The sequence below is a fragment of the Streptomyces sp. NPDC088157 genome, from assembly GCF_044741545.1.
Classification (GTDB): Bacteria; Actinomycetota; Actinomycetes; order Streptomycetales; family Streptomycetaceae; genus Streptomyces.
In genome coordinates this window covers 544112-557028 of sequence record NZ_JBIUSU010000006.1, presented here as the reverse complement: position 1 = coordinate 557028, position 12917 = coordinate 544112, and the positions used below count along the sequence as shown (strand labels likewise).

General features: G+C 71.5%; 12 protein-coding genes. 7 read left to right on the top strand and 5 right to left on the bottom strand.

Annotated elements, in window-relative coordinates; translation table 11 throughout:
* Positions 1–227 precede the first annotated feature (227 nt).
* The 3 genes from ACIPFH_RS26430 to ACIPFH_RS26420 all read left to right on the top strand — a co-directional run bounded on the left by ACIPFH_RS26430 (position 228) and on the right by ACIPFH_RS26420 (position 2786).
* Positions 228–824 carry a DUF5998 family protein gene (locus tag ACIPFH_RS26430; protein WP_401830242.1) on the top strand — a complete coding sequence of 199 codons (597 nt, stop codon included), beginning with the start codon at positions 228–230 and terminating at the stop codon, positions 822–824.
* A complete protein-coding gene (locus ACIPFH_RS26425) occupies positions 824–2068 on the top strand; it encodes an alkaline phosphatase family protein (protein WP_401830037.1) in 1245 nt (414 codons plus the stop codon). Before ACIPFH_RS26430 ends, ACIPFH_RS26425 begins: the two co-directional genes overlap by 1 nt.
* Positions 2069–2138: 70 nt before the next feature.
* A complete protein-coding gene (locus ACIPFH_RS26420) occupies positions 2139–2786 on the top strand; it encodes a thymidine kinase (RefSeq protein WP_356254924.1) in 648 nt (215 codons plus the stop codon).
* A 365-nt stretch (positions 2787–3151) separates the two neighbouring features.
* On the opposite strand, the gene ACIPFH_RS26415 is transcribed toward ACIPFH_RS26420, so the two are convergent.
* Positions 3152–3952: a VOC family protein gene (locus ACIPFH_RS26415; protein ID WP_356254921.1), complete on the bottom strand. Its 801-nt coding sequence runs from the start codon at positions 3950–3952 to the stop codon at positions 3152–3154.
* A gap of 220 nt (positions 3953–4172) precedes the next feature.
* On the opposite strand from ACIPFH_RS26415, the gene ACIPFH_RS26410 reads away from it, so the two are divergent.
* Entirely contained in the window at positions 4173–5024 is an 852-nt protein-coding gene (locus ACIPFH_RS26410) for a sulfurtransferase (protein ID WP_401830034.1), read from the top strand.
* Positions 5025–5150: 126 nt separating this feature from the next.
* Here ACIPFH_RS26410 and sepH read toward each other — a convergent pair whose 3' ends face one another.
* The 3 genes from sepH to ACIPFH_RS26395 form a co-directional block, all read right to left on the bottom strand.
* The gene (gene sepH, locus ACIPFH_RS26405) at positions 5151–6188 is read right to left on the bottom strand and encodes a septation protein SepH (RefSeq protein WP_356254915.1); all 1038 of its coding nucleotides are present in this window, start codon (positions 6186–6188) and stop codon (positions 5151–5153) included.
* A gap of 695 nt (positions 6189–6883) precedes the next feature.
* Entirely contained in the window at positions 6884–8203 is a 1320-nt protein-coding gene (locus tag ACIPFH_RS26400; RefSeq protein ID WP_401830032.1) for a D-arabinono-1,4-lactone oxidase, read from the bottom strand.
* Positions 8163–9401, bottom strand: a complete 1239-nt coding sequence (locus ACIPFH_RS26395; protein WP_401830030.1) for an MFS transporter — start codon at positions 9399–9401, stop codon at positions 8163–8165. The genes ACIPFH_RS26400 and ACIPFH_RS26395 overlap by 41 nt, the downstream gene beginning before the upstream one ends.
* A 247-nt stretch (positions 9402–9648) precedes the next feature.
* On the opposite strand from ACIPFH_RS26395, the gene ACIPFH_RS26390 reads away from it, so the two are divergent.
* The gene (locus ACIPFH_RS26390) at positions 9649–10776 is read left to right on the top strand and encodes a ferrochelatase (protein WP_401830027.1); all 1128 of its coding nucleotides are present in this window, start codon (positions 9649–9651) and stop codon (positions 10774–10776) included.
* A gap of 8 nt (positions 10777–10784) precedes the next feature.
* On the top strand, positions 10785–11600 hold the full coding sequence (locus ACIPFH_RS26385; RefSeq protein WP_401830024.1) for an inositol monophosphatase family protein: 816 nt from the start codon (positions 10785–10787) through the stop codon (positions 11598–11600).
* Positions 11601–11672: 72 nt separating this feature from the next.
* Here ACIPFH_RS26385 and ACIPFH_RS26380 read toward each other — a convergent pair whose 3' ends face one another.
* On the bottom strand, positions 11673–11846 hold the full coding sequence (locus ACIPFH_RS26380; RefSeq protein ID WP_171399964.1) for a hypothetical protein: 174 nt from the start codon (positions 11844–11846) through the stop codon (positions 11673–11675).
* Between the two features lie 416 nt (positions 11847–12262).
* Here ACIPFH_RS26380 and ACIPFH_RS26375 point away from each other — a divergent pair, with 416 nt between their 5' ends.
* Positions 12263–12916 (top strand): response regulator transcription factor, encoded by a 654-nt coding sequence (locus ACIPFH_RS26375; RefSeq protein ID WP_356254900.1) that lies wholly within the window; start codon positions 12263–12265, stop codon positions 12914–12916.
* The last annotated feature ends 1 nt before the right edge of the window (position 12917 follow it).

Below are 12917 nucleotides of genomic sequence, written 5' to 3'. Positions count from 1 at the left end.
CGGACGGATCGCGCCGGTCTCGCAGGACGGACCCCTGCCAGGAGGCCCCGGACGGTCGGAGACCGTCCGGGAGCGCGTCGGAGGGTACGCGCGCGTGGACGCGCAGCCCGGACAGCGGCTCGCCCCTGGGGGCGATCCCCCTCGGCGCCGTCGGAGCGCGCCGTGGCCGCCGTGGACGTAGCGAAGCGGTCCTGAGCGGTGCCTCGCAGTCAGTGGGTCCCCGTAGGATGGAGGGCATGGCCAAGACCAGTACGACGACCCAGGGGCTGCGCGCGGCGATCGAGCGCAGCGGCTACTACCCGGCCCTCGTGGCCGAGGCGGTGGAGGCCGCCGTGGGCGGCGAGCCGATCCGGTCGTACCTGGTCCACCAGGAGACCACGTTCGACCAGAACGAGGTGCGCCGGCATGTGACCGTGCTGGTTCTCACCGGCAACCGCTTCATCGTCAGCCACACCGATGAGCAGGCCGCCGACAGTACCTCTCCGACGCCGTACGCCACGACGTCCACGGAGTCCGTGAAGCTCGGCCGGATCTCGTCCGTGGTCCTCAGCCGGGTGGTCGCCAACCCGGAGTCGTACACGCCGGGCACCCTGCCGCGCGAGGTCGTACTGACCATCGGCTGGGGCGCCGTCTCCCGCATCGACCTCGAGCCGGCCGCCTGCGGCGACCCCAACTGCGACGCCGACCACGGCTACACCGGCAGTTCGACGGCCGACGACCTCAGCCTGCGTGTGAGCGAGGCCGGCGACGGCCCGGAGACGGTGCGCCAGACACTCGTCTTCGCACAGTCGCTCTCCGAGGCGACAGCGGACGTAACCCGCTGATGTCCCTCCCGCCTCCCCCCGCCGCCCATGATCGAGGGCGCTCCGCGCCCACCCCGATCGACTCCGTCCCCTGGGACTTCCCCGAACCGCTCGCCGTCGGCTCCGCCCCCGTCCCCGAGTACGGCTCCGGCTCCCTCGCCGACCTGCTGCCGACGCTGGCGGCGGGCATGGGCGTACCCGGTACGACCGCGGCGATCACGGAGCTGACCCCGGCCGACCGCAACTGCGTCTTCCTGATCGACGGCCTCGGCTGGGAGCAGATCAAGGCCCACCCCGACGAGGCGCCCTACCTCCACGCGCTGCTCGGCAGCTCGCGCGGCGGCACCGGACGCCCGCTCACCGCCGGCTACCCGGCGACCACCGCGACCTCCCTCGCCTCCGTCGGCACCGGCCTGCCCCCGGGCGCGCACGGCCTGCCCGGCTACACCGTGCGCAACCCGGCGACCGGCGAGCTGATGAACCAGCTCCGCTGGCAGCCGTGGACGGCCCCGGGCGCCTGGCAGCCGTACCCCACCGTCTTCCAGCTCGCGCACAAGGCGGGTGTGCACGCCGCCCAGGTGTCGTCGCCCACGTTCCAGAACACCCCGCTGACCAAGGTCGCGCTCAGCGGCGGAACGTTTCACGGGCGGCTGACCGGCGAGGAGCGCATGGACTTCGCCGCCGAGCAACTCGCCGCCGGCGACCGCTCCCTGGTCTACACGTACTACGCGGAACTGGACGGCGCGGGGCACCGCTACGGCGTCGCCTCCGACACCTGGCGCGGCCAGCTCATGTACGTCGACCGGCTCGTGCAGCGCCTCGCCGAGCAGCTTCCGCCACGCAGCGCGCTCTACGTCACCGCCGACCACGGCATGGTCGACGTGCCCTTCGACGAGGAGCACCGCATCGACTTCGACGCGGACTGGGAGCTGCGTGCCGGAGTCGCCCTGCTGGGCGGCGAGGGCCGCGCCCGCCATGTGTACGCCGTGCCGGGCGCCGAGGGCGACGTCCTGACCTGCTGGCGCGAGGTGCTCGGCGAGCAGTTCTGGGTCGCCTCGCGCGACGAGGCGATCGCCGCGGGCTGGTTCGGGCCGCAGATCGACAAGCGGGTGTACGCCCGCCTCGGCGATGTGGTCGCGGCCGCCCGGGACGACGTCCTGATCATCGCCTCCGAGCGGGAGCCCAAGGAGTCGTCGATGGTCGGCAACCACGGCTCGATGACCCCTGCCGAACAGCTCGTCCCGCTGCTCGAAGTACGCTCCTGACGCCCGGAACCTTTTCTCCCGCCCTGCTCCCGTTCCTTCTTCACCTTCACCGAAAGGCGCTCGACTCCCCATGCCCGAGCTGGTTTTCTTCTCCGGAACCATGGACTGCGGGAAGTCGACGCTGGCTCTCCAGATAGAGCACAACCGCTCCGCGCGGGGCCTCCAGGGCATGATCTTCACCCGGGACGACCGGGCGGGCGAGGGCAAGCTCTCCTCCCGCCTGGGGCTGGTCACCGACGCGGTCGAGGTCGAGGACGGTCAGGACCTCTACGCCTCCCTCGTCGACCACCTCTCGCAGGGCGGCCGCGCGGACTACGTGATCGCCGACGAGGCGCAGTTCCTGGCCGAGGAGCAGATCGACCAGCTCGCGCGCGTGGTCGACGACCTGGACATCGACGTCTACGCCTTCGGGATCACCACCGACTTCCGCTCCAAGCTGTTCCCCGGCTCCCAGCGGCTCGTCGAACTCGCCGACCGCGTCGAGGTCCTCCAGGTGGAGGCCCTGTGCTGGTGCGGGGCCCGCGCGACGCACAACGCCCGCACGGTGGGCGGCGTCATGGTCGTGGAGGGCGCCCAGGTCGTCGTCGGCGACGTCGACCAGGCGGACACGGTCGGCTACGAGGTCCTGTGCCGACGTCACCACCGCCGCCGTATGACCTCGGCGTCGGCGCGGGCGGCGGCCCTCTCGCCGGACGTGCTGCCGGTGCAGCAGGGCTAGGTCGGGTCCGCGAAGTAGCGCCGGCTGCCCGGAGGGCAGGGCTCGCGGCGTCCGGTGCGTGCGATCGCAAGGCGGAGGGTCGCCCTCCTACCGGTGTACGTGGGCGATCCCGACAACGCGGCGAGCGCGCGTGCCGGGCGTCGCGAGTCAGGCGGGACTTTGCGGACCCGACCTAGGCCTCTCGTTCGGATCAGGCCGGGCTCGCGAGCCCTGGCACCGCACCTCGCCGCGTTGTCGTCGGTCGCCAGGGCTCTCCGCCCTGACTCCCTCCTCCGCCTTGCGATGCACGGCACCGGACCCCGCTCCCTGATCCGTCCTGATCCAAACGCGTGACCCCAGGCGCCGACGCCCTCACGGGCCGTCTCTCAACGGGGCCCCTGGATCAGGGAGAAGCAGGCCCCCTCGGGGTCGGCCACGGTCGCCACGCGCCCGTGGCCGCTGTCCCGGGCCGGTTCGACGACGCGCCCGCCGAGGCCCGTTACGAGGCCGAGCGCCGCGTCCGTGTCGGCCACCTCGAAGTACGTCGTCCAGTGCGGTCCCCGGTCCCGGGGCAACGCGGTGCCCACTCCGTGGATGCCTGCGACCGGGCGCCCGGCGACGTGCAGAGTCACGTAGTCGAAGTCGGCGGACGACACCGTCTCCTCGTAGCCGAAGACCGTCTCGTAGAACTTGCGGACACTCGCGGCCTCATAGGTCGTCAGCTCGTTCCAGACCGGCGTGCCGGCCACGCCGGTGATGGTGGTGCCGACATGGGCCGCCGCCTGCCAGACGCCGAAGACGGCGCCGGAGGGATCGGAGCCGATGGCCAGCCGCCCGGCGTCGGAGGCGTCCAGCGGGCCGACTCCGATCGTGCCGCCGCACAGCCGGACCGTTTCCGCTGTCGCGTCCACGTCGTCCGAGGCGAAATAGGGCGTCCAGGCGACCGGGAGGTGGCGATCCGGGGACAGTTGGCCGATGCCGGCCACCTCCTCGCCGTCGAGCAATGCCCGCGCGTAGGGGCCGAGTTGCTCCGGGCCGGGTTGGAATTCCCAACCGAACAGCTCGCCGTAGAACTCCTGCGTCGCGGTCAACCCGTGCGCCATCAGACTCACCCAGCAGGGTGTACCGGGCGCGTACCTGGCGTGTGCTGCGCCGATCCGGTCGGCCGACCCGCCTGCCTCGGTCATCGTCACTCTCTCCTCGGCCCCTTGCTGTGGCCGCGTCGCTGCCGCCCTCGGAGGATGCCTGATAGGGGGTTTCTCTTTGGTTTACGTGTGGTTGTCGCTGTATGTCGATTGCCTGTACGGCATGTGCTCGATCCCGTACGCCCCGTGACCGAGCCTGTCCGGCCGAGCAGAGTAGCCGGACATCAGCGATGGGGCCACTCCGTACGCGAGGATGGTGGCCATGAACGTCATCATCACCGCATCGGAACTGGCAGGCGACCTGGCGGGGGCGAATCCGCCCGTCGTCCTCGACGTCCGCTGGCAGCTCAGCCTGGCCAAGGCCGCGGGGGAGCCGCCGTTCGACGGCCGTGCCGCGTACGACTCCGGGCATGTGCCCGGCGCGGTCTACGTCGACCTGGACGGGGAGCTCGCGGGAGCGCCGGGCGGGCGTGGCAGGCATCCGCTGCCCGACATCGCGCTGTTCGGTTCCGCGATGCGCGGGGCCGGCGTCTCGGCCGGCAGGCCGGTGGTCGTGTACGACGGCGGGCAGGGCTGGGCGGCGGCACGCGCGTGGTGGCTGCTGCGTTGGACAGGTCACCCGGACGTGCGGGTCCTCGACGGTGGGTTGCCGTCGTGGCAGGGGGAGCTCTCGGTCGACGACCCCGCGCGCGTGGAGGGCGACTTCGAGCCGGTGCCGGGTGCCAAGGGCCTCCTCGACGCCGACGGCGCCGCGGCTCTCGCCCGTTCCGGAGTGCTGTTCGACGCCCGCGCGGGGGAGCGGTACCGGGGTGAGGTCGAGCCGATCGACCGGGTCGGCGGGCACATTCCGGGTGCCGTCTCCGCGCCCACGAACGACAACGTGGGTCCGGACGGCCGCTTCCTGTCCGCGGAGGACCTCAAGGACCGCTTCAAGACGCTGGGGGCGGCCGACGACACCGAGGTCGGCGTGTACTGCGGCTCGGGCGTCTCCGGCGCCCACGAGGTGCTGGCCCTGGCGGTCGCGGGCATTCCGGCGGCCCTCTACGTCGGCTCCTGGTCGGAGTGGTCCTCGGACCCGGCCCGGCCGGTCGCCGTGGGCCCCGATCCCCAGTAGCCGTTCCGCACAGACGCGTGGGGGAGGTCCGCACCTGCCCGGTGCGGACCTCCCCCACGTATGTCCTGGCGCGCGAACCGAATCCCGCGAACCGGCCGACGCCTCGGGCGGGTTGCCGAGGGCCGGTTACTCCTGCTTCTTCCTGCGGGTGCCGAACACGATCTCGTCCCAGCTCGGCACCGCGGCCCGGCGGCCCGGACGGACGCCGTCCGCCTCGGCCTGGCGGTCGGTGGCACCGACGAGACGGTCGCGGTGACTGCCGACGGAACGCGGCATGAGGACGTCCGCATAGGCGGATCCGGCGGAGGCGGCCGGCGCCGGGGGTTCCTCGGTGACGGGCTCCTGCTCGTCGGGCTCCTCCGGAGCGGGCTCCGTCGGGCGCTCCGGCACGACCATGTCGCCACGGAAACTCGGCACCGCCTCCAACAGGCTGGTCAGCGAGTCGCGTTCCCGCTCGCCGGTGCTCTCCTCGGTCGGCTCGGACGGCTGGGCCGGCAGGCTGGGCCGGTCGAGGGTGCGGTCCAGCGGACGGTCGCGCGGCAGCCGTGCGATACGCGGGACGAACGGGAAGCTGGGCTCGGGAGCGGCCAGGTCGTCGGACTCGCCGATCAGTGAACGCGCCTCGTCGTCGACGGCCTGGACGAGCCGCCGGGGCGGGTCGTAGGTCCAGCTCGCCGAATGCGGTTCGCCCGCGACCAGGTAGACCAACAGGACTTCCCAGGTGCCGTCGTCGCGGCGCCACGAGTCCCACTGGACGGTGTCCTTGTCGGCGCCGCGCAGCACCAGCCGTTCCTGGACGGCCTCGCCGAGTTGGGGTCCGGCGTTCTCGCCGGGCCTGCGGACCGGAGTCTTCCGGGCCCGCTCGGCCATGAAGGCGCGCTCGGCCAGCACGGGGCCCTCGAAGCGGCGCACACGGTCGACAGGGATGCCGGCCATCTGGGCGACTTCTTCCGCGGTGGCGCCGGCTCGTATACGCGCCTGGATGTCACGGGGGCGGAGATGGCTCTCCACCTCGATCTCGATCTGGCCGAGGCGGGGACGGTCGCCGCGGACGGCGGCGCGCAGACGCTCATCGATCGGAAGCGTGTACTCCGTGCTGTCCGCAGCCTTCAGCACCAGCCGTGTGCCGTCATTCGAGACGGCCACGACACGCAGTTCGGGCATGGGGACCTCCCGGGTGGTGCCTGCCGACGTCACGTGCGTCGCTGCTTCCGCTAGTCGAGTGTGGCCTGCCCGGGTGCAGCCTGCCACAACCTTGCCGAGTTGCCCGGCGTGTCGGGCACAGGTCCTGTGCCGCCGTTATGGCACGGTTACCTATTCGCCACGCTAAGTGACCAACCCCGTCACCCTGTGCAACCAGCCCCCTCCAGCGGTCCAGCGAGGCCCTGGACATCCTGGCGGGAGACCGGGCCCAGGGCTCGCAACAGTACTCCATTTGGGCCACGTGCGTGGATTGGCGCGCCACTCAACTTCTGGCAGTGGGAGCGACTTGACCGTCCGTGGCGGGCGTTTCGCGATCTTGAACGTGGCGTAGTTCACGGAATCTCCCGAAACGGAACTATCCGTTTAGTCTCCGTACGTCCCGCACTGGTGCGGTTGGTGGACCAAGTGCGGGAAAGGCAGGCAAGTCGCCGGTACGCGTGAAAGGCCCGAAGCCGCTCAGGCGTACCGACGGGCAACTGCGCGAGGCGCAGCTCCGCGACGCGCAGGTGACGACGCGACCGGGGGACGGAACACCGCCCGCCCCCGGTGAGTTCGGCGAGGACACCGTTCACCGTGCCCGGACGGTGAGCCGCAAGCGGCCGCGGAGGGCGGCAGGGGGCCCGGTGACCCGACGGCGCCCGCACCCGCGGAGTCCGCTACGTCCCCAGGACCCTCCGCAAGTAGTCGTTCTGGAACCGGCGGTCAGGATCCAGCCGATCCCGAAGCGCCGTGAACTCGCCGAAGCGCGGATAGACACCGGCGAAGTACTCCGCGTCCCTCGTGTGCACCTTGCCCCAGTGCGGCCGGCCCTCGTGGGCGGTGAAGATGCGCTCCGCGTCGGTGAAGTACCCCTGGTAGGGCGTGCCCTTGACCATGTGGACGGCGATGTAGGCGGTGTCGCGGCCGGAGGCGGTGGACAGCGTGATGTCGTCGGCCGGCGCGGTGCGCACCTCCACCGGGAAGCTGATCCGCCGGCCCGAGCGGTCGACCATCGCCTTCAGCTCACGCAGGGTCTCGGTCACCGCCTCGCGCGGGACCGCGTACTCCATCTCCACGAAGCGCACCCGACGCGGAGACGTGAAGACCTTGTAGGGGATGTCCGTGTAGGTGCGCGCGGACAGGGCCTTGCTGGAGACCTGGGCGATCGTCGGGATGGTGGCGGGCACCGCCCGGCCGACCCACTGGGCCACCTGGAAGACGCCGTTGGAGAGGAACTCGTCCTCGACCCAGCTCGAGACCTGGCTCACCGGCCTGCGGGGGCCCGCGCTGCGGTTGTTGCGCTTGGTGTTGGTGCTGCCGGTGTGCGGGAACCAGTAGAACTCGAAGTGCTCGTTTACGGCCCACAGTTCGTCGAAGTCGGCGAGGACCCTGTCCAGGGGCATCGGTTCCTCCCGCGCGGTGAGCAGGAAGATCGGCTCCACGGCGAAGGTGATCGCGGTGACGATGCCCAGGGCGCCCAGGCCGATCCGGGCGGCCGCGAAGACCTCGTGATTCTCCTTCTCGGAGCAGACGAGGACTGAGCCGTCGGCGGTGACGAGTTCGAGCCCCTTGATCTGGGCGGCGATCGAGGCGGACTCGCGGCCGGTGCCGTGCGTGCCGGTGCTGATGGCCCCGGAGACCGTCTGCTCCATGATGTCGCCCATGTTCGTGAGCGACAGACCCTCGCGCGCGAGCGCCAGGTTGAGCCTCTTGAGCGGCGTTCCGGCCTCGACCGTGACGGTCATGTTGTCGCGATCAATGTTGCGGATGCCGGTCAAGAGCTGAGGACGGATCAAAACGCCGTCAGTCGCCGCGATCGACGTGAAGGAGTGGCCGGTGCCGACGGCCTTCACCTTCAGCCCGTCCTCGGCGGCCCGGCGCACGGCCTCGGCCAGTTCGTCGACGGAGGCGGGCGTGACCTCCCGCGCGGGGCGTGCGGCGACATTGCCGCCCCAGTTACGCCACGTGGCGTTCTTCCCGCTCGTCGTGCTGCTCAACGGTGCCTCCCCGACCCGGAGCCGGCCTGCTCAGCCGGCGGTACCCCAGGAAACCGACCGCGACCGCGACGGCTCCGGACACCGCCGGAACCCCGTACCCGGCCCGCGCGCCCGCCGCGTCGATGACCCAGCCGGCGAGGGAGGAACCGAGCGCGACGCCGACCGCGAGCCCGGTGCTGATCCAGGTCATGCCCTCGGTCAGTTGTGCGCGTGGTACGTGCTCTTCGATGAGGGACATCGTGGTGATCATCGTGGGAGCGATGGCCAGGCCCGCAAAGAACAGCGCCACGGCCAGAAACGGCAAGTTTCCGACCAGTAGGAGGGGGATCATACTCACGCCCATCATGAACACGCCCAGCAGCCAGCGCCGTTCCGGTGCGCCTTCGGGGCGCAGCAGGCCGAACACGAGCCCGGCCACGCAGGAACCCGCCGCGTAGAGCGCCAGGACGACACTGGCGGCGCCCTTGTGGCCCTGCTCGTCGGCGAAGGCGACGGTGACCACGTCGACAGCCCCGAAGATCGTTCCGGTGGCCACGAAGGTCGCCACCAGGACCTGGAGGCCGGGCGAGCGCAGGGCCGAACCGTCACCGCGCTGCCCGCGCGGGTGCGGCACGGGCTCGGTGGCCCGCTGGGCGGTCAGCCAGAAGACGCCGACGGCGAGGAAGCAGGCCGCGAGCAGGGGGCCCGCTTCGGGGAACCAGGCCGTGGACAGACCGATGGAGATGATCGGTCCGAAGATGAAGCACACCTCGTCCACCACGGACTCGAAGGAGTACGCGGTGTGCAGCTGCGGCGTGCCCCGGTACACGGCCGCCCAGCGGGCCCGGATCATCGCGCCCAGGCTCGGCACGGAACCGATCCCGGCGGCGCACACGAACAGCACCCAGTCGGGCCACTCGAAGTGCGCGGCCAGCAGCAGCCCGGCCGCGGCGGCGAGCGCGACCAGCGTCGCGGGCCGCAGCACCCGGCGCTGACCGTGGACATCCACCAGGCGCGAGATCTGCGGCCCGAAGGCGGCGGCAGCCAGGGCGATGGTCGCCGAGAGCGCTCCCGCCAGCCCGTAGCGTCCCGTGAGCTGGGAGACCATCGTGACCACGCCGATGCCCATCATCGACAGCGGCATCCTGCCGAGGAACCCGGCGGCGGAGAACTCCTTGGAGCCGGGGGCGGCGAACAGGGCGTGGTACGGGCTGGGCACGGGGTCTCCGGTGGTCCGGGCACGCGCGCGTGGCGGCTCGGCGCGGCGTGTGAGAAGGCGGCTCGGCAGGGACTCGGTAAGGCGTGCGGTGAGCCCGGACAGAGCCGGTAAGGCGTGAATGCAGCTCATACAGCTTACGAAGTTAGGTAACCCTAACGCATCCGGATGTGCGGGTGGCGTCCCGTTCGGCGCCCGTCCGGCACCCCGTCGTTTCCCGCCCGTCAGAGGCGGGTGGCAGGATCGAGTCATGCGAGACGCGCTCGATGCCACCCCCTACGACGCCCTGCTCCTGCTCTCGTTCGGCGGCCCGGAAGGCCCGGACGACGTGGTTCCGTTCCTGGAGAACGTGACGCGCGGGCGCGGCATCCCCAAGGAACGCCTGAAGGAAGTCGGGCAGCACTACTTCCTGTTCGGCGGGATCAGCCCCATCAACGACCAGAACCGCGCCCTGCTGGACGCCCTGCGCAAGGACTTCGCCGAGCACGGCCTGGACCTGCCGGTCTACTGGGGAAACCGCAACTGGGCCCCGTACCTCACGGACACCCTGCGCGAGATGGTCACCGACGGCCGCCGTCGCATTCTCGTCCTCGCCACCAGCGCCTACGCCTCCTACTCCGGCTGCCGCCAGTACCGCGAGAACCTCGCCGACTCGCTGGCCGCGCTGGAGGCCGAGGGCCTCGAGCTGCCGAAGGTCGACAAGCTGCGGCACTACTTCAACCACCCCGGCTTCCTGGAGCCCATGATCGAGGGCGTGCTGCGGTCGCTGGCCGACCTGCCCGAGAACGTCCGGGACGGCGCGCACCTCGCGTTCTCGACCCACTCCATCCCGAACGCGTCCGCGGACACCTCCGGCCCGGTCGAGGAGCACGGGGACGGCGGCGCGTACGTGAGGCAGCACCTGGACACCGCGCGACTCATCGCCGACGCCGTCCGCGACCGGACCGGCGTGGACCACCCGTGGCAGCTCGTCTACCAGTCCCGCTCCGGCGCGCCGCACATCCCCTGGCTGGAGCCCGACATCTGCGACCACCTGGAGGAGCGGCACGCTGCCGGCGTCCCGGCCGTCGTGATGGCCCCCATCGGCTTCGTCTCCGACCACATGGAGGTCCTCTACGACCTCGACACGGAGGCCGAGGCCAGGGCTAAGGAGCTGGGCCTGCCGGTGCGCCGCTCCGCCACCGTCGGCGCCGACCCGCGCTTCGCCGCAGCGATCCGCGAACTCGTCCTGGAGCGCGCCGCGGCGGAGAGCGGCCGGGAGGTCACCCCGTGCGCCCTGGGGGCGCTGGGCGCGAGCCACGACCTGTGCCCGGTCGGCTGCTGCCCCGCCCGCGCTCCCAAGCCCGCCGCCGCGGGCGCCGACAGCCCCTACGCGTGAGGAACGGCGTGATCGACTCCCTGCACACGGAACTGCTCGAGCTCGCCCAGGAGGCCGCCCGCCGGGCCGGCGAGCTGCTGCGGGACGGCCGCCCGGCCGATCTCGCGGTCGCCGCCACCAAGTCGAGCCCGATCGACGTGGTCACCGAGATGGACATCGCGGCCGAGAAACTGATCACGGGCCTGATCTCCGAGCACCGCCCGGACGACGGCTTCCTCGGCGAGGAGGGGGCCTCCAGCGAGGGCAGCAGCGGCATCCGCTGGGTGATCGACCCCCTCGACGGCACGGTCAACTACCTCTACGGGCTGCCGACCTGGGCCGTCTCCATCGCCGCGGAGCAGGACGGCGAGACCGTCGTCGGGGTCGTCGAGGTCCCGATGCGCGGTGAGACGTACCACGCCGTGCGCGGCCGGGGAGCGTGGGGGACCGGTGGGCGGGAGGGCGAGCGTGCCCTCTCCTGCCGTCCCGCGGCGCCCCTCGAGCAGGCCTTGGTCTCCACCGGCTTCAACTACGTCACCGAGGTCCGTGCCCACCAGGCCGACGTCGCACAGCGGCTGATCCCGCTGCTGCGGGACATCCGGCGCAGCGGCTCGGCCGCCGTCGACCTGTGCGACGTGGCCGCGGGCCGTCTCGACGGCTACTACGAGCGCGGGCTGCACCCCTGGGACCTCGCCGCGGGCGACCTGATCGCCCGGGAAGCGGGCGCCCTGACCGGTGGGCGGCCCGGAGAACGCCCCGCACGTGACCTGACGGTGGCGGCCACCCCGGGCGTCTTCGAGCCCCTCCAGCGACTCCTGGAGGACTTCGGCGCCTGGCACGACTGAGCCGCTCGCGCGAAGACGCGAAGGGGCCCCGGCGCTGGATTCGCCGGGGCCCCTCCGCGTACCGCGAAACGCTCAGACGCTCGTCGCGCCGACCTCCACACCGTGCTCGGCGGCGAGGCGGCGCAGGTCGTCGAGCTCGGCCTGTTCCACCTCGACGAGGAAGTCGTCGCCCTCGTCGCGAGCCCGCGTCAGGTCGGACTCGGTCGTCCTTATGCGGTGCAGAAGTCCTGCGGTGAATGCGTCCATGCTGCGCCCCCTCGTCCTGGGTCGTGGGTCGGTGGCACGGGGGTGTGCCGGTTGGGAAGGGGCGATCACGTCTGCCATAGGTGCCCAGCGCTGCCCTGCCGGGCGGCGACGGTGCCGGACACCCACGCCCGCTCTGCGGCAAGCGGAACACGGAGTACCACATGGTGCTGTGGCACATGCAGAGCGTGATCGCGGGGTGTGTAAAGCCGTCCTCCCCCCGCTCCATTCCACGGAAACCTCAACGTCTCGAGAAAATTTCGCATTCCCGGGCTTCACACCCGGCCTTCATCTCGCGCGCACCCGTCTTACCGCCGACTTATGGCCGAAAAGGGCAGGATGGAGGCCCACACCCACCAGCCCCTGCCCGCGTGCGTTCACGGAGCGCTACGCGGGTGGACACAGGAAGGACAAGCGACGTGCGCGTACTCGTCGTCGAGGACGAGCAGCTGCTCGCCGATGCGGTGGCCACCGGACTGCGCCGGGAGGCCATGGCCGTCGACGTCGTGTACGACGGTGCGGCCGCCCTGGAGCGCATCGGAGTCAACGACTACGACGTGGTCGTCCTCGACCGGGACCTCCCCCTCGTGCACGGCGACGACGTCTGCCGCAGGATCGTCGAACTCGGCATGCCCACACGCGTGTTGATGCTCACGGCCTCGGGTGACGTCAGCGACCGTGTCGAGGGCCTGGAGATCGGCGCCGACGACTACCTCCCCAAGCCGTTCGCCTTCAGCGAGCTGATCGCACGCGTGCGTGCCCTGGGCCGGCGCACCAGCCTGCCGCTGCCGCCCGTCCTGGAGCGGGCCGGCATCAAGCTCGACCCGAACCGCCGCGAGGTCTTCCGCGACGGCAAGGAGGTCCAGCTCGCGCCGAAGGAGTTCGCCGTCCTCGAGGTGCTGATGCGCAGCGAGGGGGCGGTGGTCTCCGCGGAGCAGCTCCTCGAGAAGGCCTGGGACGAGAACACCGACCCGTTCACGAACGTCGTACGCGTGACCGTCATGACGCTCCGCCGCAAGCTGGGTGAGCCCCCGGTGATCGTCACGGTCCCCGGTTCCGGCTACCGGATCTGAT

Coding starts and splice junctions, on each gene's coding strand:
- ACIPFH_RS26430 (WP_401830242.1), top strand. CDS start 228: ATGGAGGGCATGGCCAAGACCAGTACGACGACCCAGGGGCTGCGCGCG.
- ACIPFH_RS26425 (WP_401830037.1), top strand. CDS start 824: ATGTCCCTCCCGCCTCCCCCCGCCGCCCATGATCGAGGGCGCTCCGCG.
- ACIPFH_RS26420 (WP_356254924.1), top strand. CDS start 2,139: ATGCCCGAGCTGGTTTTCTTCTCCGGAACCATGGACTGCGGGAAGTCG.
- ACIPFH_RS26415 (WP_356254921.1), bottom strand. CDS start 3,952: ATGACCGAGGCAGGCGGGTCGGCCGACCGGATCGGCGCAGCACACGCC.
- ACIPFH_RS26410 (WP_401830034.1), top strand. CDS start 4,173: ATGAACGTCATCATCACCGCATCGGAACTGGCAGGCGACCTGGCGGGG.
- sepH (WP_356254915.1), bottom strand. CDS start 6,188: ATGCCCGAACTGCGTGTCGTGGCCGTCTCGAATGACGGCACACGGCTG.
- ACIPFH_RS26390 (WP_401830027.1), top strand. CDS start 9,649: ATGCGAGACGCGCTCGATGCCACCCCCTACGACGCCCTGCTCCTGCTC.
- ACIPFH_RS26380 (WP_171399964.1), bottom strand. CDS start 11,846: ATGGACGCATTCACCGCAGGACTTCTGCACCGCATAAGGACGACCGAG.